Genomic DNA, 23,013 nt, shown 5'->3' with positions numbered 1-23,013 from the left:
GATGCAACCGCTATTCGCCCTATCTGTGCGAGAATCGCACAAATAAACGACTTTCTGCCCACATCGCCATGAATGCATCCCAAGATGACGCCGAAGACGAAATTGCCGCGCCGCACAAGCGCGACCTGATTGCCGGCCTGGAAAAGGGCCTGCAAGTCATTGAAGCGTTCGACCAGGAGCGTTCGCGCCTGACCATCGCCGAAGTTGCGCAGCGCACCGGCCTCACGCGTGCGGCAGCGCGCCGCTACCTGATCACGCTGGCGCATCTCGGCTATGTGCGTCATGAGCAGAAACTGTTTTCCCTGACGCCGATGATTTTGCGGCTCGGACAATCCTATCTGCACTCGGCCAGGTTGCCGCGCATCGTGCAGCCGCTGCTGTATCGGCTGGCATATTCATTGGAAGAAGCCGCCTCTGCCGGCGTGCTCGATCATGATCAACTGGTGTGCGTTGCCGCGGTCAGCGCCGGGCGACTGGTGTCGACCACTTTGCAGCCGGGGACGCGCGTACCCGCCTTCTGCACCGCCAATGGCCGCGTGTTATTGGCGCATCTGCCACAGGCGCAGATGGAGCATTTCCTCGAGCGCCTTCAGCCGGAGCAGATCACCGCGCACACCATCGTCAACAAAGAACGCCTGGCGCTGGAGATTGCGCGTACGCGGGAGCAGGGATATGCCTTGGTGGATCAGGAACTGGAACTCGGCCTGCGGACCATGGCGGTGCCGATCCGCAATTTTCGCGGTGAGGTGGTCGCGGCGATGAACATCAGCGTGCATGCGGCGCGCATGAAGTTGGAGGAGATGGTGGAGAGGTGTTTGCCGGCGATGTTGAAGATTCAGGTGGAGTTGGGGGCGTTGCTATAGTTGTGTGTGTTGTGCTGCGGTCGGCTACTTGTATTTTGCTCCGACTGATGGTGTCGGGTGGCTTCTTTTTTCTTTCTTCGATCAACCTTTGCCGGGGAAGGCCCGGCAAGGTTGTCCGAAGAACGAACAGAATTAGCTACGAACGAACAACGAGTCGGAACAATGATCATTTCTGTCCTGATCGCATTCAGGACAACCCCACCATCAAGCCACCGCCACCAACCGATCCAACTTCTCCCCATCCGCCAGCAAACTCGCACTATCCGAGTCATGCACAATCCGCCCGCGATCCAGCACAATCGCCCGCTGCGTCAACGACAACGCCATGCGCGCATGCTGTTCCACCACAATCACCGACATCCCCATGTCTTTGACCAGCCCGCGAATCACACGCAATAACTCTTGCACAATGATCGGCGCCAGCCCTTCCATCGGTTCATCCAGCAACAAGATGCGCGGACTCACCATCAGCGCGCGCGCAATGGCCAGCATTTGCTGCTCGCCGCCTGACAATTGATTGCCCATGTTGTTGCGGCGCTCTTCCAGACGCGGGAATATTTTGTAGATCTTGGGCAGATCCCATTCGCCGCCGCGCGCGACGACCGTCAGATGCTCTTCCACCGTCAGCGACGGAAACATATAACGTTCTTGCGGTACCCAGCCGAGGCCGGCATGTGCGCGCCTGTAGGTCGGCATGCGCACGATGTCGCCCCCACGCCAACGGACATTGCCGCCATGCAGACGGGTCAGACCCATCAGCGTGACCAGCAGGCTGGTCTTGCCGACGCCGTTGCGACCGAGCAGCGCGACGCTGTCGCCTTCCTTCATGGAAAACGACACGTCTTCCAGTACGATCGAATCGCCGTAGCCGGCAGTGACCTTGTCGAGTGCAAGCAGCTCACTCATGTTCCGACTCCCCCAGATAAACTTCCTTGACACGCTTGTCGGCGGCGATTTCCGCCGGCGTGCCTTCGGTCAGGACCTTGCCGCCGACCAGCACCGTGATGCGTTCGGCAAAGCGGAATACCAGGCCCATGTCGTGTTCGATAAAAACGATGGTGACGTCGCGCGGCAATTGCGCGATGACTTCAAACAGCTCCTTGCTTTCCGCAGAGGGAATACCGGCAGCCGGTTCGTCCAGCAGCAACACCTTCGGTTTGGTTGCCAGCGCCAGTGCGATTTCAACCAGGCGTTGTTTGCCATAGGCGAGACTGCGCGTGATGCTGTTGGCTTCGCCGTCGAGCTTGAGCGAGGTCAGCAAGGCCATAGCTTCGTCAATGACATCGGTCTGCTGCGCCACGGTCTTGTGCCAGACGTATTGCAGGCCGCGCCGTTCGGAGATGGCCAGCACAACCGACTCCAGCACGGTCAGACCGGCGAACAGCGTATTGATCTGGAAGGTGCGCGTCATGCCGCGCTTGACGCGCTCATGCTGCGGCAGCGAAGTGATGTCGTCGTCGCCGAAGAAGACCTTGCCGCTCGATGGCGCAAAACCGCCGGTGAGCAGGTTGATGAAGGTAGTCTTGCCGGCGCCGTTCGGTCCGATCAGCGCATGGCGCGCACCGGGAACGAAGGTCAGCGAGACGTCGCTGTTGGCCTTGAAGGCGCCCCATTGTTTGGACAGGCCTTCTGTGCGCAGCGTGGTGTTTGCGCTTGTAGTTGTTGCTGTACTCACGAGCGCTCTCCTTTCGCAGCCGAAGTCTTGCGGAGGTTGTTCCAGATAAGTGTCAGGCCGCCGAGGATGCCGCCGCGTGCGAACAGGACGATGACGATCAGCAGCAGGCCGATCCAGAATTGCCAGTAAGCCGGATTCAGACCGGACAGGTAATCTTGTGCCAGCATGAAGATCGCCGCGCCGACCAGACCGCCGTACAGACGGCCGGTGCCGCCCAGCACCAGGATGATCAGCAGTTCCGCCGAACGCGGGAAGCCCAGCACGTCAAGGCCGACGAACTGCGTGGTCTGCGCCAGCAGGGCGCCGGCCACGCCGGCAATCGCCGCGCTGATGGTGAAGATCACGGTCAGGCGCTGGTTGACGTTGACGCCGATGGCCGGCATGCGGCGGCCGCCTTCGCGGATGCCGACCAGGCTCAGGCCGAACGGCGAATTGACCAGTCGGCGCAACACCGCGAACAGGATGAACAGCACGACGAAGCTATAGATGTAGGCGACCTTGCCGTTGAGATCGAACTCGAACACGCCGAAGATTTTGTCCACCATCATGCCTGACAAGCCGTCAACGCCACCGGTGATGAAGGCAGCCTTGTTGGCTGCTTCGAATAGCATCAGCCCGATGCCCAGCGTCACCATCAGGCGTGCGAGATCGTTGCCGCGCACCACCAGGAAACTGATGATGTAGCCAAACGCCGCCGCAACAATCGCCGCCAGCAGCATGCCGCTGATCGGCTCGCCCCAGCCGTGCGCCGACAACAGACCGGCGGTATAAGCGCCGAGACCGAAGAAGGCGGCATGGCCGAGCGACACGATGCCGCCGTAGCCGAGGATGAGATCGAGTGAGATGGCGAACAAGCCGACGATCATGATCTGGCTGATCAGGATCAGGTACTCGGGAAAGACGAAGTAAGCCGCCACCGGCAGCAGCCAGAAAATGATTTCCAGCGGCTTCCAGCGGTCATTGGGCAAATGCAGCAAGGGCAAGGGAGACATGGCAGTGGTCTTTGCGCTAGTGGTGGACGCCGCGGCCGCCGAGGTAGCAGAGGTAGCGGGCGTGGAAGTTGGTGTAACTGCGCTCATCCACGCCTCCGCATCAGGCCGGCGGGGAACAGGATCAGCAACAGCACCATCAGGCCGTAAATCACGAAGGCGCCGACTTCAGGTACATAGTATTTACCGGCGACGTCGAAAATGCCGAGAATCACAGCCGCCAGCAGCGGCCCCTTGATTGTGCCGGCGCCACCGACAGCAACAACCAGCAGGAAGTACACCATGTACTTGATCGGGAAAGTCGGATCGAGACCCAGCACGTCAATGCCAAGGCCGCCGCCCAGGCCGGCCAGACCGGAGCCGAGCGCAAAGGTCAGGCTGAACACACGGCTGACGTTGATGCCAAGACCGGCTGCGGCAACCTGATTGTCAACTGACGCACGAATCTGCGCACCGAAGCGCGTGCGCTCGATCAGCAGTCCCAAGGCCGCGGTTACCAGCACCACAACACCGATCAGGAACACGCGATAGGCGCCCACATCGAGACCAAGCAGGGAGATCTGTCCGCGCAGCCAGTCCGGCAGATGCACCGGCTGTTGCGTCGGCCCCCAGACGTAAGTCGCACCGGCCACGGCCATGAAAGTCAGGCCAATGGAGAACAGCACCTGATCCAGATGGCTGGCTTTGTACAGACGGCGATAGAGCGAACGCTCCAGCACCAGGCCGACCACCGCCGACGCCAGGAAGGCCACCGGCAGCGACGCCAGAAAAGGCAAGCCGAGCTGATTGAGGATAGTGACGCACACATAACCGCCCAGCATCGCGAACGCGCCATGCGCCAGGTTGATGAAATTCATCATGCCCATGGTGACCGACAGGCCGACGCTGATCAAAAATAACAGCGCGCCGTAAGCAATGCCGTCGAACATCACACCGATGAAATTGCCGATCATGAGCAATCTCCCTGGCGATGCGCTGCCGCGCTGTCGCATTGGGTGTGGACAAAGGTGGGGTGATGCATGGGAAGCCTCCTCTTCAATCTCTTGTACAAGCGCTGCTCTGGTTTTGTCGTGGCTCTTGATGGCCGGCAGCTTTGTCTTTACTTCTCTTTTCTTACAGCGTCACCGGTTTCAGATGCGTTCAATGATAGCCGCAATGCCCTGTCCCACGCCGATGCACATGGTGCACAAGGCATAACGGCCGCCGGTGCGCTGCAGCTGATACATCGCGGTGGTGATCAGGCGCGCGCCGCTCATGCCGAGCGGATGGCCGAGTGCAATCGCGCCGCCGTTCGGATTCACGCGCGGGTCGTCGTCGGCGACACCAAGTTCACGCAGCACGGCCAGACCTTGCGAAGCAAATGCTTCGTTCAGTTCGATCACGTCCATTTGTTCTATTGTCAGGCCAACCTGCTGCAACAGCTTTTTGGTTGCCGGCGCCGGGCCGATACCCATGACGCGCGGCGCAACGCCGGCGGTCGCCATGCCGACGATACGCGCGCGCGGTGTCAGGCCGTATTGCTTGACCGCTTCTGCACTCGCCAGCAACAAAGCGCAAGCACCGTCGTTGACGCCGGAAGCATTGCCTGCGGTGACAGTGCCGTCGGCGCGCACCACGCCTTTGAGTTTTGCCAGCGCTTCCATGCTGGTGGCGCGTGGATGTTCATCGGCGCTGACGGTGACAGGCTCACCCTTCTTTTGTGGAATCACTACCGGCGTGATCTCCTGCGCCAGCGTGCCGTTAGCTTGCGCTGCGGCGGCCTTGGCCTGGCTGGCGACGGCGAATCTGTCCTGATCGAGACGGCTGATCCTGAAATCGTCGGCGACGTTTTCACCGGTCTCCGGCATGGAGTCGGTGCCGTAGAGCGCTTTCATCTGCGCATTCGGAAAACGCCAGCCGATAGTGGTGTCGTAGATATTGGCGTTGCGCGAAAAAGCACTATCGGCCTTGCCCATGACAAAGGGTGCGCGCGTCATCGATTCGACGCCGCCAGCCAGCATCAATTGCGCTTCGCCCGACTTGATGGCCCGCGCTGCGGTACCGACCGCGTCCATGCCGGAGCCGCACAGGCGGTTCATCGTTGTGCCCGGCACCGATTGCGGCAAACCGGCCAGCAGCGCCGACATCCGGGCGACGTTGCGATTGTCTTCGCCGGCCTGGTTGGCGCAACCGAAGATCACGTCGTCAACGGCGTTCCAGTCCACTTGCGGATTACGAGCAATCAGGGCGCGCAGCGGAATGGCGCCGAGGTCATCCGCGCGCACGTCTTTCAGTGCACCGCCGTAGCGGCCGATGGGAGTGCGGATGGCGTCGCAGATAAAGGCTTCAGTCATGATGTTCTCTTCGTATGCTTCATATCAGTATCAGTTACGGATTCACACAGGCGGCAACAGCGGCGCACCGGTGATTTTCTGCAGTTCGTCAAAGGACATGCCGTCGACGATCTCGCGCACGCGCAGGCCGTGTTCGGTCACGTCCAGCACGGCAACATCCGTATAGATGCGGTTGACGCAGCCGATCCCGGTCAGCGGATAGTCGCAGTGCGACACGATCTTGCTTTCGCCGGTCTTGGTCTGATGTTCCATCATGACGAACACTTGCTTGGCGCCGATGGCCAGATCCATTGCACCGCCGACCGCAGGAATCGCATCCGGCGCACCGGTATGCCAGTTGGCCAGATCGCCGGTGGCCGACACCTGAAAGGCGCCAAGCACACAGATGTCGAGATGTCCGCCGCGCATCATGGCGAACGAGTCGCCGTGGTGAAAGTAAGCGCCGCCGGTCAGCAGAGTCACCGGCTGTTTGCCCGCGTTGATGAGGTCTTCGTCTTCTTCGCCGGGTGCAGGTGCAGGACCCATGCCGAGCAGGCCGTTTTCGCTGTGCAGGAACACTTCCTTGTCAGCCGGCAGGTAGTTGGCGACCTTGGTCGGCAAGCCGATGCCGAGGTTGACGTACGCGCCTTCGGGAATATCCTGCGCCACGCGCGCAGCAATCTGGTCTCGGGAAAAGCGATTGGCGGAATTCATTATTTGACCTCCTGTGCATTCTGCAGCACCACCCGTTGCACGAAGATGCCCGGCGTAACGATGGCTTCCGGATCCAGCTGCCCCAGCTCGACGACTTCGCTCACCTGGGCGATGGCGCATTTGGCGGCCATGGCCATGATGGGGCCGAAGTTGCGCGCGGTCTTGCGGTACACCAGGTTGCCCCAGCGGTCGCCGCGCAGCGCCTTGATCAGCGCGAAGTCGGCGTGGATCGGCGACTCCAGCACATAATGGCGGCCGTCGATCAGACGGGTCTCCTTGCCGTCGGCCAGCATGGTGCCGTAGCCGGTCGGCGAAAAGAAGCCGCCGATACCGGCGCCGGCGGCGCGGATGCGTTCAGCCAGGTTGCCTTGCGGCGTCAGTTCCAGTTCGATTTCACCAGCGCGGTAAAGCGCATCGAATACGTAGGAATCGGTCTGGCGCGGGAAAGAACAGATGATCTTCTTCACGCGCTTGGCCTTGAGCAATGCGGCCAGGCCGGTGTCGCCGTTGCCGGCATTGTTGTTGACGATGGTGAGGTCGCGTGCGCCTTGTGCGATCAGCGCATCGATCAGTGCCGCCGGCATGCCGGCATTGCCGAAGCCGCCGATCATGACGGTCGCGCCGTCATGGATGTCAGCCACGGCTTGTTCCAGTGACTCAGTAATTTTGTCGATCACGTTGCGTCTCTTTCGTGAATCCGTTCGTTGAACAGCAAATGCATGAAAATGGTCCTGCGATGCCACGGCACGATGTTGCTGCTGCCGCGCGTTCAGGAATGGCTTGTCTCCGCCTTTGTTTTTCTATGCTCCTGCGCTTTTCCAACCGCCATTTCTGCTCTGGCCAGAGTCAAAATGCGTGCGCGCCTGAATTCTTTTATGTACAATCATTTGTGCGATAAACGAACTAATGTTTGTTTTTCGCACACATTAGTGTAGCGATACCCGGCTTCCTGCGTCAAGAACAAACAGGCAGGTCTGTGCGATGTCCGCACAACATATTAGAATGCGGACAACCCCGGCACCGTCGCGTTCTCCGCGCTGCCGTCCATCGTTGCCATCGTTGCTTATCGTCATTTTCTTACGCCTATGTCCAAGACGCCTGCTCCAGCAAAGACTCGCAAACCCGCCACAAAGTCCGGCAAAATCGATGCCCGTACCGCTGCTCCGGCCGCCGAACAGGCTGAAGAAAAAGAGCTCACCATCGCCGAGGAAATCGATGCCCTCACCGATCCCAGTTTCATGACTTCACTGGCGCGCGGCTTGGCGGTGGTGCGCGCCTTCAGCGACACGCGCCGCACGCAGACCATTGCGCAGATCAGCCAGAAAACCGGCATTCCGCGCGCTGCGGTGCGCCGTTGCCTGCATACGCTGAAACAGTTGGGCTATGCCGATTCCGAGGTGAACAATTTTTCGCTGCGGCCGAAGATCCTGACGCTGGGTTATTCCTATCTGTCGTCGACGCCGCTGACGGTGTCGGCCCAGCCGTGCCTGAACAACATCACGCGCACGCTCAACGAGTCCTGTTCGCTGGCGGTGCTGGACGACAATGAAGTGCTGTACGTGTCGCGTTCGGCCACCGCGCGGGTGATGTCGGTCGCGCTCAATACCGGCAGCCGCCTGCCGGCGTATTGCACCTCGCTCGGCCGCGTGATGCTGGCGCACATGCCGGAGGACGCTCTCAAAGCCTATTTCGATAAAGTCAAACTGCGCGCCTTCACTGACAAGACCGTGGTATCGCAGAAACGCCTGCGCGAAATCCTGGCCGAAGTGCGCGAGTCCGGGTACGCCGTCATCGATGAAGAACTGGAAGTCGGCCTGCGCTCGATCGCAGTGCCGGTGCGCGGCGCTTCCGGAAACGTGCTGGCCGCATTGAACGTCGGCGCCCAGGCGGCGCGCGTCAGCCGTCGCCAGATGGAAGAAGAATTTCTGCCTGTGCTGCTGCGCGGCTCGCAAGAGTTGTCGGTCTTGCTGCCCTAAGCCAGCCGAAAAAAATCAGTCCGGCGGACTTTACAGTGCGCCGGACTGAAGACAACTTGCGTTGCCGATACTACAGATGCCGGTGCGCCTTGCTCATCGGCGCACCATCCTCCTCAGGACTTCCTCGAACTCCGATGGACCCGGATCAGAAGGTGTGACGGATGCCTGACATCACGCCCAGCTGGTTCTTGCCGGCACCAACGGTACCGCCTGCATCGATCGCCACGGCAGATGTACCGCCGTTTTTCTGATAGCCCAGCGATGTGTACAACGCGGTGCGCTTGGACAGGTTGTAGGTCAGTCGACCGACCATCAAAGTCACGTCGTTGGGGCTGCTCTTGACGTTCAGCTTGGCAACCTGTGCATCCAGCACCAGCGCCGTCGACAGCGGCACGCTCGCCCCCAGGTAGTACAGGTCGGAGTTGGTGTTGACTGCACCGGCAGCGCGGGTGCGGCGATCGATCACGCCGGCACCGATCCTGGTGTCGCCGATCATGACGAAGCCGTTCAAGGTCACGCGCTGATCGGTGTTGTCGCTGCTGGTGAGGCCGCCGGCTGCGCCGGTGTTGCCGTACAAAATGTCGTAAGACGAGGTCACGCCGAATGCCTTGTTGTCATAACCGACCAGGGCAGTGATCTGGCGGCAGGCCTTGGAATTTCCCGCCACTTCGCCGGCACAGCCGGTTGCTGCAGGACCGCCCGCAGTCGAAGTGTCACGTCCGAAGCTGTATGTCGCGCCGACAGTGAAGTTGGAGAAGTTGCCCAGGTAACCGATCGAGTTATCGCTACGCGCGTTTGGCAGATAGCCGTCGATGCTGCCGATAGCGAAAATGTTCGGACCCATCACATCTGTCTTCAGCGTAGCGATGTAGGTCATGTTGACCTGGCGGCCCAGCATGATCTGACCCCAGCTATTGCTCTTCAGACCGACCAGCGATTGACGGCCGAACAAGCGATTGCCCTGTCCCATCGAACCGCTGTCCGGTGAAAAGCCTGCTTCCAGCACGAAGATGGCTTCCAGACCGCCGCCCAGATCTTCCGCCCCTTTGAAGCCGATACGCGACGGGAACGAGCCGGTCAATCCCGGCATCTTGAATACCGAATTGCCGGCAGCGTTGGCGTTGGTGGTGTAGACCACGCCGGTGTCGACGATACCGTAAATGGTGACCGAGTTCTGCGCCGTGGCGTTGCCTGCACACAGTGCGCCCATTGCACCCATCAGCGCGATTGCGCTGCAAACTGTCTTCTTCATTGTGCCTCCTCCTGAAACGTGAAAATTTTTAAATTCGTCTTGTTGATCTTGTGATGTGTTTTCTGACTTTGCTTCCGACTTTGTTGGTGCTGCCTGATAACTCGGCGAGCCTGCATGCTGCGGGCGCGCGTCGTGCTCCCTCCGCGGTGTCGATACGTGGATTCTGTATGGCCGAACACGGGCTTCCGCGGGTTTCGCAGGGATGCGTTCAGTCCGTCTTCCGATTGATGAACGGAAGACGTTGAGATATTGCTGGTCGTACTGTTATTGCTGCTACCTAAGCGTGCCGACAACCGCCGGCGAAATCCTGCAATGCCGTAAATGCCTATTTGATCGGCTCTCTGCCTGAAGAGGCATTGAACGTTTCGTCTCTGTCATTTCATTTTTATTTAATGTTCGATAACCGAACAAGATGTTGGTTACCGAACGCTTGTTGCGATACTATTGTTCTCGCTGAAGCTTGTCAAGAATGCGCAAAGCAGAAAATTTCCGACAGCGTCGTCTGCAAGCAACAGCTAAAATCCGGCGACAAGAAAAATTTCCTGCCGGGCAGCGCGATGCGACGTACGTTGTACGACACGTCTGCAACTCTCTGCCGGCAAGGCATTCGGCGCTGCAGAAGATGCAAAAGCCACAGCTCAAGATTGAAAGATCGCGCACGCATTACGTATCAAGTAGCGGATATCAGGTATGACGTGCACTACGCAACGACAACGTATCGAAGGAGACAAACATGAAATTTAAAAAATCGGCATTGCTGGCAATGCTCGCGGGGATCAACTTTTTTGCAGCAGCGCAGGCGCAGGCAGAAGACACCATCAAGATCGGTCTGATCGCCGCGTTCTCCGGCCCCTTTGCCGACTATGGCAAACAGATGGAAGGCGGCATCAAGGCCTACATGGCGCAGAACGGCGACACCGTGGCCGGCAAGAAGATTCAGATCATTGTCAAGGACACCACCGGCCCTTCGCCTGAAATCGCCAAGCGCCTGGCGCAAGAACTGGTCGTGCGCGACAAGGTCGATTTCCTCGCCGGCTTTGGCCTGACGCCGGAAGCGTTAGCCGTCGCGCCGATCGCCGAGCAAGCCAAGAAGCCGATGATCATCATGAATGCGGCAACCTCGATCATCACCACCAAGTCGAACTACATCGTGCGCTTTTCGATGACGCTGCCGCAGGTGTCCGGCCCGATGGCGACCTGGGCGCTGAAGAACAACATCAGGAAAGTGGTGACGCTGGTGGCCGACTACGGCCCGGGCATCGACGCGGAAACCGCCTTCAAGACCAACCTGCTGGGCGGCGGCGGACAAGTGATCGAATCGATCCGCGTACCATTGCGCAATCCTGAGTTCGCGCCGTACATCCAGCGCATCAAGGATGCCAAACCCGAAGCCGTGTTCATCTTCGTACCGGCCGGTGAGCAAGGCATTGCCTTCATGAAGGGCTATCGCGAGCGCGGCCTGGCGGAAGCCGGCATCAAAGTCATCGCCACCGGCGACCTGACCGACGACCACGTGCTGCCGGCGATGGGCGACTCGACGCTGGGCGTGATCACGACGTTCCACTACTCGGCGGCGCACAACTCACCGGAGAACAAAGCCTTCCTGAAGAGTTATGCGGCGGTGAATCCGAACGGCGGCCGTCCGAACTTCATGGCAGTAGCTGCCTATGACGGCATGGCTGCCATCTACGAAGTGTCGAAGAAGCTCAACGGCAACATCGACGGCGACAAGGCCATAGCGATCCTGAAAAACATCAAGCTCAACAGCCCGCGCGGCCCGATTGCAATTGATCCTGCAACGCGCGACATCGTGCAGACGGTGTACGTTCGCAAGGTGGAAAAAGTTGGCAATGAGGTCTACAACATCGAGTTCGACAAATTCCTCAACGTGAAAGACACCGGCAAGTAAAGCCACGGCGCAACATCAACTGCCGCGAAAATAAAGTCAGGACCAAACGCCGGTGATGCAGTGCACACCGGCGTTTTTTATTGCGTTGTGCGTCTGACCAACCGCAAATTCACTGCTTCTACCTACTGCCGATGCACGCCTGCTTCGATGCAACGCAGCATTGCATCATTACGGAGAAGCAGACGGCAAGCTGCATTGCGGTGTGCGGTAGCCGCCCTGTTTTACGTTTTCAATACATGCGGTGGCGGTGTTAGTGCTTGCATTTGTTGTTTACATACTTATACTAAATAACAGTTATAACTTATAAGTAATTGCCGGTATCCCTGCCGAGCAATCCCGAGACAAGCAAGCTAAAGGCAAGCTGGATAAAAGCAAGCTGAACCAGGCAACACCATCAGTGCGCAAGCACCAACAACAGGCTGGCCATGACGAATCATTCTGACGATCTTCTCGACATTCACTACGACGGCGCGATTGCCGTCGTCGCCATCAACCGCGTCGCCAAGCGCAATGCGCTGAGCGATCCGCTGGTGCGCGCCATCCAGCGCTGCTTCGAATCCTTCCCGCCGGAAATCAAGGTCGCAGTTATCCGCGGCAACGGCGACCATTTTTGCGCCGGGCTCGATCTCTCCGAACTGCGTGAGCGCGACACCAGCGAAAGCATGTACCACTCGCGCATGTGGCATGCGGCCTTCGAGCGTGTGCAATTCGGCGGCGTGCCGGTGATCGCCGTGCTGCACGGCGCCGTCATCGGCGGCGGCCTGGAGCTGGCCTCGGCCGCGCACATCCGCGTGGCCGAAGACAGCGCCTTCTACGGCCTGCCGGAAGGACAGCGCGGCTTGTTCGTCGGCGGTGGCGGATCGGTGCGTATCTCACGCCTGGTCGGTGTCGCCTGCATGAGCGACATGATGCTGACCGGCCGCGTGCTCTCTTCGCAGGAAGGCCATCAGGCCGGCATCTCGCAATATCTCACCGCCGGCGGCAAGGGCATGGAGAAAGCGATGGAGCTGGCGGCACGCATCGCCAAGAATGCGCCGATGACCAACTACGGCGTGACACATGTATTGCCGCGCATCGCCGACCAGTCGATCCAGGACGGCCTGGTGACGGAATCGCTCATGGCCGCAGTCGCGGGCAGCGATCCGGAAACCAAGGGCCGGCTCGCCGCTTTTCTCGATCTGAAGATGAACAAGGTAGAGCGAAACAGCTAACAGCAACTCAGCTTCATCAACAATTTGCAGCCCCATACAAAGCAGTTCCGACAAAAATTAAGAGACATGTATGAGCACAACACCACGCTATCGCAGCGTACGATTCGGCATCAGCGGCGTTGATGTCGTCGATGCCGCTAATGCAGCCGACGGCCGGAGCATCGTCAGGACCAAACAGGCGCTGCAAGACTATCCTGCGCGCCTGAGCGACAAGCTGAAATACTGGGCGGAGAAAACGCCCGACGTCAGCTTCATGGCCAAGCGCGACGCCGACGGCGTCTGGCAGCACATCAGCTATGCGCAGGCATTGCAGACTGCGCGCCACATCGGCCAGGGCCTGCTCAATCGCGGCCTGTCGGCGGAACGTCCTTTGCTGATCCTGTCGGAAAACGACCTCGAACACGCCATGCTCGCACTGGCCTGCCACTATGTCGGCGTGCCGTATGCGCCGGTGTCGTCGGCCTATTCGCTGCTGTCGAAGGATTACGCCAAGCTGCGTCACGCCGTCAACCTGCTGACGCCGGGCATGATCTTCGCCGCGCATGGCGAGAAGTTCGGCGCCGCCGTCAATGCGGTCGCGACCAGCGACATCGAATTCGTCGCCACCGAAGCGCCGTCGTCCGCACGCACCACCACGCTCTACAGCGAGCTGGCCGCCACGCCGATCACCGATGCCGTCGAGCGCGCGCATGATGCCACCACGCCCGACACCATCGCCAAGTTTCTGTTCACCTCCGGTTCGACCAGGTTCCCCAAGGCGGTGATCAATACCCAGCGCATGATCTGCAGCAACCTGCAGATGATCGTGCAGACCTTTCCCTTCCTCGGCGAAGAACCACCGGTGCTGATCGACTGGCTGCCGTGGAATCACACCTTCGGCAGCAACCACAACGTGGGCATCGTGCTCTACAACGGCGGCACCATGTATATCGACGACGGCAAGCCGACGCCGCAAGGTCTGGCCGTCACGTTGCAGAACCTGCGTGAAATCGCACCGACTATTTATTTCAATGTGCCGATCGGCTGGGAAGGCATCGCCCATGCGCTGGAAAAAGACGCCGCCCTGCGCGACAAGTTCTATAGCCGCCTGAAGATGCAGTTCTACGCCGGCGCCGCGCTGGCGCAGCCGGTATGGGACAAGCTGCACGCCACCGCCGAAGCCGCCTGCGGCGAACGCATCGTGATGTCCTGCGGCCTCGGCATGACCGAGACGGCGCCGTCGGCGCTGTTCGTGGTGGAAGAGCAAGTGCGCTCCGGCCAGATCGGCATTCCGACGCCCGGCATGGAAATCAAGCTGGTGCCCAACGGCGACAAGATGGAAATCCGCTATCGCGGCCCCAACGTCACGCCGGGTTACTGGCGCGCGCCGGAACAGACCGCAGAAGCTTTCGACGATGAAGGCTTCTTCTGCTCGGGCGATGCCGTCAAATGGCTGGATCCGTCCAATCACAATCTCGGCTTCATGTTCGACGGCCGCGTGGCCGAAGACTTCAAACTCTACACCGGCACCTGGGTCAGCGTCGGTCCACTGCGCGCCGTCATCGCCCACGAAGGCGCACCTTACTTGCAGGACGCCGTCATCACCGGCCATGACCGCAATGAAGTCGGCATGCTGATCGTGCCCAACATAGAACGCTGCCGCCAGCTGGCCGGCTTGCCTGCCGGCGCCGCGCGGGAAGAGATCGTCGCCGCGCAGCCGGTACGCGATTTCTTCAGCAATGTCCTGCAGCGTCTGCAACAGCACGCCACCGGCAGCGCCTCGCGCGTGGCGCGTGCACTGGTGCTGGTCGAGCCGCCTTCTTTCGACAAGGGCGAAATCACCGACAAGGGCTCCATCAACCAGCGCGCCGTACTGACACATCGCGCCGATCTGGTTGAGGCGCTCTATGCCGACATCAATCCGGCCATCCTCAAACCGCGTCCGCTGGCGGCGGGCACGAACACCCCGACGTCCGGTGTTCAGGGAAAACAAGGAGCATGAACAAAATGACAAAAAGATCCTTCTATTCCAACTTCGACGACGTCTGGATGCTCGGCGGCGTGCGCACGCCGATGGTCGACTACTGCAGCACCTTCTCGCAGCTGTCGCCGACCGACATGGGCATCAAGGTCGCGCGCGAGATTCTCAAACGCACCGGCGTGCCGGCTGCCGACATCGGTTCCGTCATCGCCGGCAACATGGCGCCGGGCGATTGCTTCCAATACATGCTGCCGCGTCACATCGGTTTATACGCAGGCGTACCGATCGATGTGCCGGCCATCATGGTCCAGCGTATCTGCGGCACCGGTTTCGAACTGATCCGCCAGGCTGGCGACCAGATCGAACGCGGCTACACCGACACCGCGCTGGTGGTCGGTTCGGAATCGATGACGCGCAATCCGATTGCCGCCTTCTCGCATCGCGGCGGCTTCCGCCTCGGTGCTCCGGTGGAGTTCCAGGATTACATGTGGGAGGCGCTGATCGATCCGGCGCCTGGCATCACCATGCCGCAGACCGCAGAAAACCTGGCCAAGAAGTACGGCATCACGCGCCGCGAAGTGGACGAATACGCTGCACTCTCGTTTGAACGCGCAGTACGCGCACAGCAGGAAGGTTTCCACGTCGACGAGATCGTGCCGGTGGTCAACGAAACCTTCACGCTCGACGGCTATAACGATCGCCATCTGAAGTTGCAAGGCAAGGTCACCGAAGCCGCAACCGATACCCATCCGCGTCCGTCGCCGGTGGAAGTATTGGGCAAGCTGCGCACGCTCTATCCCGACGGCGTACAGACCGGCGGCAACAGCTCGGCGCTGGTCGATGCGGCCGCCGCAACCATCATCGCCTCCGGCAGCTACATGCGCGACCACAGTTGCACGCCGCTGGCGCGCGTGGTCGCCGCTGCCGTGGTCGGCGTGCCGCCGGAGATCATGGGCATCGGCCCGGCGCCGGCGATCCGCCTGCTGCTGGAACGCAACGGCCTGACGCTGGACGACATCGGCTGCTTCGAAATCAATGAAGCGCAAGGCGCGCAAACCATCGCCGTCGAACGCGAACTCGGCCTCGACCGCAGCAAGCTCAACGTCAACGGCGGCGCGATTGCGCTGGGCCATCCGCTGGCAGCCACCGGCGTTCGATTGTCGATTACCGCGGCGCGTGAAATGCGCAAGCGCGGAGCGCGCTACAGCATCGCCTCGGCCTGTATCGGCGGCGGACAAGGCATCGCGCTGCTGCTGGAAAACCCGGCCGCTTCCCACTAATTAATCCTCAATCACGAGACGCATCATGCAACTACAAGGACAAGCAGCACTGGTCACCGGCGGCGCCTCCGGACTCGGCGCCGAAGTCGTGCGCCAATTGGCGAAGGGCGGCGCGCGCGTGACCATCCTCGATGTGAACATTGAAGGCGCGCAGGCGCTGGCGCAGGAAGTCGGCGGCCACGCCGCAGCCTGCGACATCACCGACACCGCCAGCGTCGAGGCAGCGCTGTTTTCGGCACGCGCCGCCCACGGCCCGGCGCGCATCCTGATCAATTGCGCCGGTATCGGCGGCGCCAAACGGCTGGTCGGCAAAGACGGCGTGGCCATGCCGCTGGAAGATTTCAGCCGCATCATCAACGTCAATCTGATCGGCACCTTCAACATGATCCGCCTTGCCGCCGCAGAGATGATTGCGCAAACGCCATTGGAAGACGGCGAGCGCGGCGTCATCATTTCGACCGCATCGGTGGCGGCCTATGACGGTCAGGTCGGACAAGCCGCCTACGCAGCCTCGAAGGGCGGCATCACTTCGCTGACCTTGCCGCTGGCGCGCGACCTGGCGCAGTTCGGCGTGCGCGTGATGACCATTGCACCCGGCCTGTTCCTGACGCCGCTGCTGTACAAGCTGCCGGAAGAAGTCCAGCAATCGCTGGCGGCGTCGATCCCCTTCCCCAAACGTCTCGGCAAGGCCGAAGAGTTCGCGCAGCTGGCGGTGCACATCGTCGGCAACCTCTCGCTCAACGGTGAAGTGATTCGTCTTGACGGTGCATTGCGCCTGCCGCCTCGCTAATTCGTCCAACCCATTCAGGAGTCAGCATGTCCAAAGTTGTGGTGTATCCCGTCAATGTCGAGTTCGGCGATTGCGATCCGGCGGGCATTGTCTTTTTTCCCAATTTCTTCCGCTGGTATGACGCCTCGTCGCGCAATTTTTTCCGCAGCTGCGGCGTGCCTGCCTGGCGCGATACCGAAAAGAGCCACGGCATCATCGGCACGCCGGTAGTCGACATCGGTTCGCGCTTTATCCAGCCGGCGACCTACGGCGACAAGGTCGAGGTGCATACCTCGGTGGTCGAATGGAATGCCAAGACTTTCGTCATGCTGCACCAGTTGAAACGCGACGGCGTGCTGCTGTCGGAAGGCCGCGACACGCGCGTGTTCGCCATCCGCCATCCCGAGGATCCGGCCCGCATCAAGGCAATACCGATACCGGAAGACATTCAGCAACTTTGCAGTTAAGTACGCGTACGTAATAGGCAACTCAAAATAAGCAGCTAAAAATCAATCCAGGCAAGTATAAAAAGGAGACGGAGATGAAGAAAATGTTGAAAGCAACGGTGCTCGCCTCGGCGATGGCACTCTCAGGTTTGATCGCGCAGCAGGCGCATGCTGAACTGACTATCGGCGTGATCATGTCGCTGACGGGACCGGGTTCCGGCCTCGGCATTCCGGCCAAGAACGGTTTCGCGTTGTGGCCCGACAGCATTGGCGGTGAAAAAGTCAAACTGATCATCCTCGACGACGCCACCGATCCGACTCAGGCCAGCAAGAACGCGCGCCGCCTGATCGCCGAAGACAAGGTCGACATGATCATCGGTTCGGCCGCCGTACCGCCGACGCTGGCGATCGCCGATGTCGCGATGGAAACCCAGACCGTGCAGCTGGCGATCTCGCCGATTGAAACACCCGAAGGCAAGGACGCCTGGACCTTCCGCCTCCCGCAGTCGACCGCCGTCATGGCTGGCGGTGTTGTCGACCACATGAAGAAACATGGCGTGAAGACCTTCGCCTTCCTCGGCTACTCGGATTCTTATGGTGAAAACTGGCTCAAGGAAACCGCGCGCCTGACCAAGCAAGCCGGCATCAATATGACCGTCGCCGAACGCTTCGGCCGCGCCGACACCAGCGTCACGGCGCAGGCATTGCGCGTGGTCAGCTCCAATCCGGACGCAGTGCTTGTGGTGGCCTCCGGCAGCGGCGCAGCGATGCCGCACAAGGCGCTGATCGAGCGCGGCTACAAGGGCAAGATTTATCAAACTCACAGCGCTGCCTCACGCGACCTGATCCGTCTCGGCGGCAAGGATGTCGAAGGTTCGTTCGTGGTGTCCGGTCCTGCCGTGGTGCCGGAAGCGCTGCCCGACAGCAATCCGTCGAAAAAACTGGCAACCGACTTCGTGACGCGCTATGAGAAACAATATGGTGCCGGCACACGCAATCTGTTCGCTGCACACATCTACGACGCGCAACTGGTGCTGCAACGCGTAGTGCCGGAAGCGCTGAAGAAAGCCAAGCCGGGCACGCCAGCTTTCCGCGCGGCGCTGAAGGAAGCGCTGGAGAACTCCGGCAACATCCAAATCTCGCAGGGCACGATGCATTACACCGCCAAGGATCACTTTGGACTCGGCGACGATGCGCGCATCATGCTGACGATCCAGAACGGCAACTGGAAAGCGGCAGCGCCTTAAGCGAGTTTGTCGTTCCCGCGCAGGCGGGAATCTGCTGCCGTTTTCTGCCGTTCTGCGAGACACAGGACGACACTGGATCCCGGCTTTCGCCGGGACGACGCTGCCGGTAATTACGCCGACAAGATTTTCTGACCGCTCTCTCTTTGACTGTCTATTCATGGATTCTTCTATTGCCGCCATCCTGCTGCTCGATGGCCTGACCAACGGCATCGTCTACGGACTCATCGCGATTGCGCTGGTGCTGGTGTTTGCGGTGACGCGCATCCTGTTCATTCCGCAAGGCGAATTCGTCGCCTTCGGCGCACTCACATTGGCGATGCTGCAACAGGGTGTGGTGCCGGGCCCGGTGTGGCTGTTGCTGTTGCTGGCCGTTTGCGCTACCGGCATGCAGCTTGCGGCGCTGCTGCGCAGTGGACAACGCGCCGGCATCTTGCCCTGTATCGTCAAAAATTTGTTCCTGCCCGTGTTGATTTCCGCGCTGGTGGCATGGGCCGCGCCGCAGCAGTTTGCACTGCCGGTGCAGGTCGCATTGACGCTGCTGCTGATCACCGCGCTCGGACCGCTGATGTATCAGGTGGTCTACGAGTCGCTGGCCGACGCCAGCGTGCTGGTGCTGTTGATCGTCTCGGTCGGCATCCATCTGGCGATGACGGGACTGGGTCTGGTGTTCTTCGGCGCAGAAGGTTTCCGCACGCCGGCATTCTGGGACAGCCGCTGGTCGTTCGGCGCTGTGACGCTGAGCGCGCAGACCATCGTTGTAGTGCTTGCGGCGCTGGCGTTGCTGGTGGCGCTGTGGCTATTCTCCGACCGCACGCTGTACGGCAAGGCCTTGCGCGCGACTGCAGTCAATCGTCTCGGTGCGCGTCTCATGGGGATCTCGACCACGCTGGCGGGCAAGCTCAGCTTTGGCGTGGCCGCCTTCATCGGCGCCTTGTCGGGTGTGCTGATCGGACCGATGAGCACCATCTTTTACGACTCCGGATTCCTGATCGGCCTCAAAGGTTTCGTTGCCGCCACCATCGGCGGGCTGGCGAGTTTTCCGCTGGCGGCTTGCGGCGCGGTGTTTGTCGGTTTGCTGGAATCATTCAGCTCCTTCTGGGCCAGCGACTACAAGGAAGTGATCGTCTTCATGTCTCTGCTGCCGGTGTTGCTGTGGCGCTCGTTCGTCGCGCCGGCACATGACGAAGATGAGGAATAAGCCAGCGATGAACATCATGCAATCACAGAAAAAAATCCTGTCCCTCATCCTTCTGCTGGCGGTGGCGGTGTTCCCGCTGCTGCCGACGCCACAGTTCTGGATCATCCAGGCCAACTATATCGGTTTGTATGCGCTGGTCGCCATCGGTCTGGTGCTGCTGACCGGTATCGGCGGCATGACTTCGTTCGGCCAGGCGGCTTTCGTCGGTATCGGTGCTTACACCACGTCTTACCTGACGACCGCCTGCGCGGTGTCGCCATGGCTGACGCTGCCGATCGGCCTGCTGATCACCGGCGTCTCAGCCTACGTACTGGGACGCATCACGCTGCGCATGTCGGGCCACTACCTGCCGCTGGCGACAATTGCCTGGGGTATCAGCCTGTACTTCCTGTTCGGCAAGGTGGAATGGCTGGGTAAATACGATGGCATCGCCGGCATTCCGGCTCTGCAATTGTTTGGATTCGATCTCGCGCAAGAGCGCCATCTGTATTTCCTGATCTGGGCCATCGTGCTGGGCGCGACCTGGCTGGCGCTGAACCTGCTGGACTCGCGCGCCGGCCGTGCCATCCGCGCGCTCAAGGGCGGCCGCACCATGGCCGAAGCGATGGGCGTCGACACCGGACGCTACAAGATCCTGATCTTCGTGTTGGCGGCCTTGCTGGCATCGGTCTCGGGATGGTTGTTCGCCCACATGCAGCGCACCGTCAATCCGTCGCCGTTCAGTTTAGCGATGGGGATAGAATATCTGTTCATCGTGGTGGTCGGCGGCATCGCTCATATCTGGGGCGCGCTGCTCGGCGCAGGCGTATTGAAACTGCTGGCGGATCAATTGCAGGTGTTGTTGCCGGCTCTGCTTGGCAGTGGCGGCAACTACGAGAGCATCGTGTTCGGCGTGATCCTGATTCTGCTGCTGAAATATGCCCGTGGAGGATTGTGGCCGTGGATCTGCGCCCTGGCAGCACGCCTCATGCCGCCGGTGAAGAAATCCGTGCTGCAACCGGCAGCATCGACCATCTGTCGACGCGATGTGCCGGCAAAAGGAAGTCCGTTACTGCAGGTCGAACAGATCTCAAAGCGCTTCGGCGGACTGGTGGCGGTCAACGATGTCTCCTTCGGCGTCAAGGCCGGAGAAATTGTCGGCCTGATCGGCCCCAACGGCGCCGGCAAATCGACTACCTTCAATCTGGTGACCGGCTTGCTGCATGCATCCGGCGGCAGCGTAACCTTCAATGCGGAAAACATCACCGGCCTGCATTCACGCGCCATCGCCACACGTGGCATTGCACGCACCTTCCAGCACGTCAAGCTGCTGCCGAGCATGTCCGTACTGGAGAACGTCGCACTCGGCGCGCACTTGCGCAGCGAGCAGGGCTTTGTGCGCAATACCGTCAATGCCATGCTGCATCTGGAGCGCAAGGAAGAGCAGGAGCTGCTCAACGAAGCGGCACGCGCCCTCGCTCGTGTCGGCCTGCAGCATCTGATGCATGAGCAAGCCGGTAATCTCGCGCTCGGTCAGCAACGCATACTGGAAATCGCTCGCGCGCTGTGCTGCGATCCGTTGCTGCTATTGCTCGATGAACCGGCCGCCGGCCTGCGCCATCTGGAGAAACAAGCGCTCAGCAAAGTATTGCAGGAGCTGCGTGAAAGCGGCATGAGCATTTTGCTGGTGGAACATGACATGGAGTTCGTCATGCAACTGACCGACCACATCGTGGTGATGGAATTCGGCGCCAAGATTGCCGAGGGCACACCGGAACAGATCCAGCAGCATCCCGCCGTGATCGAGGCGTATCTGGGTGGAACCGAATGAAAGACCAAATGAACGGCGAAATGAACGGCGCATTGAGTAACACCCTATTGGAAGTAACACAGCTACGCGCCAGCTACGGCAAGGTGCAGGCGCTGTATGACATCGACCTCAAATTGGAACGCGGCAGCATCGCCACGGTGATCGGCCCCAACGGCGCCGGCAAGTCGACCCTGCTCAACGCCATCATGGGCGTGCTGCCATCGCAGGGCAGCATCCGCTATCGCGGCCAGGCGGTTGATCGTACAAGCCTGGAGCAGCGTGTGATGGCCGGCATTGCGCTGGTGCCGGAACGGCGCGAACTGTTTTCCACCATGACGGTGGAAGACAACCTGCTGCTCGGCGGATTTCGCCGTGTGCGGCTGGGACATGCGCAGCCGCTGGATCAATTGGCGACCGTGTTCGAACTGTTTCCGCGTCTGAAGGAAAGACGTACGCAGTTATCGGGAACGTTGTCGGGCGGCGAACGCCAGATGCTCGCCATCGGCCGCGCCATGATGGCCAAACCCGATCTGCTGATGCTCGATGAGCCCAGCCTCGGACTGGCGCCGCGCATCGTCAAAGAGATTTTGCACATCGTGTCCGAACTGCGCCAGACCGGCCTCGCCGTACTGCTGATCGAACAGAATGCCCGTGCCGCCCTGCAAGTGGCCGACTATGGCTACGTGCTGGAGCTGGGACAGATTTCCATGCAAGGCGAGTCGGAAAAACTGGCGAATGACAGCCAGGTGATTCAGGCGTATCTGGGATTTGGAAAACACTAGAACGCATCCATTCATCCATCCACGAGGAGACAAAGAAATGAAAAAAATCATTCTGCTGCTGCAATCCCTGCTGCTAGCCGCCGGCCTGATGGCATCGCTGGCAAATCAGGCTTACGCAGCCAGCGACGCCGACAGCAACACCATGAATCCGCCCAAACCCAACCTGACTTTCATGGCGCGCTTCTCGGTCGATCTGGTCGCGCCGGTCTGGGAACTGGGCAAGACCTCCGATCTCGGCAAGCGGCGCATCATTCCGATCACCGGCGGCAACTTCAAAGGCCCGCTGATCAATGGCGAGATTCTCAACAACGGCGCAGACTGGCAGACGGTGACCGCTGACGGCCTGGCGATCATCGACACCCGTTATCTGCTAAAGATGGATGACGGCGAACTGGTCTATCTGCAAACCCGCGGCGTGCGCTACGGACCACCAGAAGTCATGGCCGACGTCGCCAAGGGCAAACCGGTCGATCCGGGCAAATATACCTTCCGCCTGTACATGAACTTCGAAACCGCCTCCAGGAAGTACGATTGGCTCAATCGCGCCATGGGTGTCGGCTATGCGATGCGTCTTGGCAATGCGGTGGTGTACGACGCTTATCTGTTGAACTGATCCGGTTGAACTCGTGAGTTACCACCCA

At 60.3% G+C, this 23,013-nt stretch carries 21 protein-coding genes; 13 read left to right on the top strand and 8 right to left on the bottom strand.

What is annotated here, in order from left to right; all coding sequences use genetic code 11:
• Positions 1–68: 68 nt before the first annotated feature.
• Positions 69–863 (top strand): IclR family transcriptional regulator domain-containing protein, encoded by a 795-nt coding sequence (locus AC1RN6_RS05895; RefSeq protein ID WP_493003802.1) that lies wholly within the window; start codon positions 69–71, stop codon positions 861–863.
• A 204-nt stretch (positions 864–1,067) separates the two neighbouring features.
• On the opposite strand, the gene AC1RN6_RS05890 is transcribed toward AC1RN6_RS05895, so the two are convergent.
• The 7 genes from AC1RN6_RS05890 to AC1RN6_RS05860 form a co-directional block, all read right to left on the bottom strand.
• Entirely contained in the window at positions 1,068–1,769 is a 702-nt protein-coding gene (locus tag AC1RN6_RS05890; RefSeq protein ID WP_493003801.1) for an ABC transporter ATP-binding protein, read from the bottom strand.
• Positions 1,762–2,538, bottom strand: a complete 777-nt coding sequence (locus tag AC1RN6_RS05885; RefSeq protein ID WP_493003799.1) for an ABC transporter ATP-binding protein — start codon at positions 2,536–2,538, stop codon at positions 1,762–1,764. The genes AC1RN6_RS05890 and AC1RN6_RS05885 overlap by 8 nt, the downstream gene beginning before the upstream one ends.
• The gene (locus tag AC1RN6_RS05880) at positions 2,535–3,617 is read right to left on the bottom strand and encodes a branched-chain amino acid ABC transporter permease (protein WP_493003797.1); all 1,083 of its coding nucleotides are present in this window, start codon (positions 3,615–3,617) and stop codon (positions 2,535–2,537) included. Before AC1RN6_RS05880 ends, AC1RN6_RS05885 begins: the two co-directional genes overlap by 4 nt.
• Positions 3,614–4,480, bottom strand: coding sequence for a branched-chain amino acid ABC transporter permease (locus tag AC1RN6_RS05875; RefSeq protein ID WP_493003795.1), 867 nt, complete (start codon positions 4,478–4,480; stop codon positions 3,614–3,616). The genes AC1RN6_RS05880 and AC1RN6_RS05875 overlap by 4 nt, the downstream gene beginning before the upstream one ends.
• Before the next feature lie 177 nt (positions 4,481–4,657).
• Entirely contained in the window at positions 4,658–5,860 is a 1,203-nt protein-coding gene (pcaF, locus tag AC1RN6_RS05870) for a 3-oxoadipyl-CoA thiolase (protein WP_493003794.1), read from the bottom strand.
• A 42-nt stretch (positions 5,861–5,902) separates the two neighbouring features.
• Entirely contained in the window at positions 5,903–6,553 is a 651-nt protein-coding gene (locus AC1RN6_RS05865; RefSeq protein WP_493003792.1) for a CoA transferase subunit B, read from the bottom strand.
• Positions 6,553–7,230, bottom strand: a complete 678-nt coding sequence (locus AC1RN6_RS05860; RefSeq protein ID WP_493003791.1) for a 3-oxoacid CoA-transferase subunit A — start codon at positions 7,228–7,230, stop codon at positions 6,553–6,555. The genes AC1RN6_RS05865 and AC1RN6_RS05860 overlap by 1 nt, the downstream gene beginning before the upstream one ends.
• 408 nt (positions 7,231–7,638) lie before the next feature.
• On the opposite strand from AC1RN6_RS05860, the gene AC1RN6_RS05855 reads away from it, so the two are divergent.
• The gene (locus AC1RN6_RS05855) at positions 7,639–8,529 is read left to right on the top strand and encodes an IclR family transcriptional regulator domain-containing protein (RefSeq protein ID WP_493003789.1); all 891 of its coding nucleotides are present in this window, start codon (positions 7,639–7,641) and stop codon (positions 8,527–8,529) included.
• A 145-nt stretch (positions 8,530–8,674) separates the two neighbouring features.
• Here the strand turns inward: AC1RN6_RS05855 and AC1RN6_RS05850 are convergent, their stop codons facing one another.
• Positions 8,675–9,781, bottom strand: coding sequence for a porin (locus AC1RN6_RS05850; RefSeq protein WP_493003787.1), 1,107 nt, complete (start codon positions 9,779–9,781; stop codon positions 8,675–8,677).
• Between the two features lie 733 nt (positions 9,782–10,514).
• Between AC1RN6_RS05850 and AC1RN6_RS05845 the strand changes: the two genes are divergently transcribed.
• The 11 genes from AC1RN6_RS05845 (at position 10,515) to AC1RN6_RS05795 (ending at position 22,985) form a co-directional block, all read left to right on the top strand.
• Positions 10,515–11,690 (top strand): ABC transporter substrate-binding protein, encoded by a 1,176-nt coding sequence (locus tag AC1RN6_RS05845; protein ID WP_493003785.1) that lies wholly within the window; start codon positions 10,515–10,517, stop codon positions 11,688–11,690.
• Positions 11,691–12,115: 425 nt separating this feature from the next.
• A complete protein-coding gene (locus AC1RN6_RS05840; RefSeq protein WP_493003783.1) occupies positions 12,116–12,901 on the top strand; it encodes a crotonase/enoyl-CoA hydratase family protein in 786 nt (261 codons plus the stop codon).
• 70 nt (positions 12,902–12,971) lie between these two features.
• Positions 12,972–14,882, top strand: coding sequence for a feruloyl-CoA synthase (locus tag AC1RN6_RS05835; protein WP_493003781.1), 1,911 nt, complete (start codon positions 12,972–12,974; stop codon positions 14,880–14,882).
• Between the two features lie 5 nt (positions 14,883–14,887).
• On the top strand, positions 14,888–16,141 hold the full coding sequence (locus AC1RN6_RS05830; RefSeq protein WP_493003780.1) for a thiolase family protein: 1,254 nt from the start codon (positions 14,888–14,890) through the stop codon (positions 16,139–16,141).
• Between the two features lie 25 nt (positions 16,142–16,166).
• Positions 16,167–16,931, top strand: coding sequence for an SDR family NAD(P)-dependent oxidoreductase (locus AC1RN6_RS05825; protein WP_493003778.1), 765 nt, complete (start codon positions 16,167–16,169; stop codon positions 16,929–16,931).
• A 26-nt stretch (positions 16,932–16,957) separates the two neighbouring features.
• Positions 16,958–17,377, top strand: coding sequence for an acyl-CoA thioesterase (locus AC1RN6_RS05820; RefSeq protein ID WP_493003777.1), 420 nt, complete (start codon positions 16,958–16,960; stop codon positions 17,375–17,377).
• Positions 17,378–17,451: 74 nt separating this feature from the next.
• A complete protein-coding gene (locus AC1RN6_RS05815; RefSeq protein WP_493003776.1) occupies positions 17,452–18,603 on the top strand; it encodes an ABC transporter substrate-binding protein in 1,152 nt (383 codons plus the stop codon).
• Positions 18,604–18,760: 157 nt separating this feature from the next.
• Complete coding sequence (locus tag AC1RN6_RS05810; RefSeq protein WP_493003774.1) at positions 18,761–19,801, top strand: branched-chain amino acid ABC transporter permease; 1,041 nt, start codon at positions 18,761–18,763, stop codon at positions 19,799–19,801.
• A 7-nt stretch (positions 19,802–19,808) separates the two neighbouring features.
• A complete protein-coding gene (locus AC1RN6_RS05805) occupies positions 19,809–21,611 on the top strand; it encodes a branched-chain amino acid ABC transporter ATP-binding protein/permease (protein WP_493003772.1) in 1,803 nt (600 codons plus the stop codon).
• A 32-nt stretch (positions 21,612–21,643) separates the two neighbouring features.
• A complete protein-coding gene (locus AC1RN6_RS05800) occupies positions 21,644–22,372 on the top strand; it encodes an ABC transporter ATP-binding protein (protein ID WP_493004731.1) in 729 nt (242 codons plus the stop codon).
• 37 nt (positions 22,373–22,409) lie between these two features.
• A complete protein-coding gene (locus AC1RN6_RS05795; RefSeq protein ID WP_493003770.1) occupies positions 22,410–22,985 on the top strand; it encodes a DUF3237 domain-containing protein in 576 nt (191 codons plus the stop codon).
• Positions 22,986–23,013 lie beyond the last annotated feature (28 nt).

Source organism: Herbaspirillum sp. GW822-FHT03A08 (genome assembly GCF_058801885.1).
This window is presented reverse-complemented; position numbering and strand designations above follow the sequence as displayed.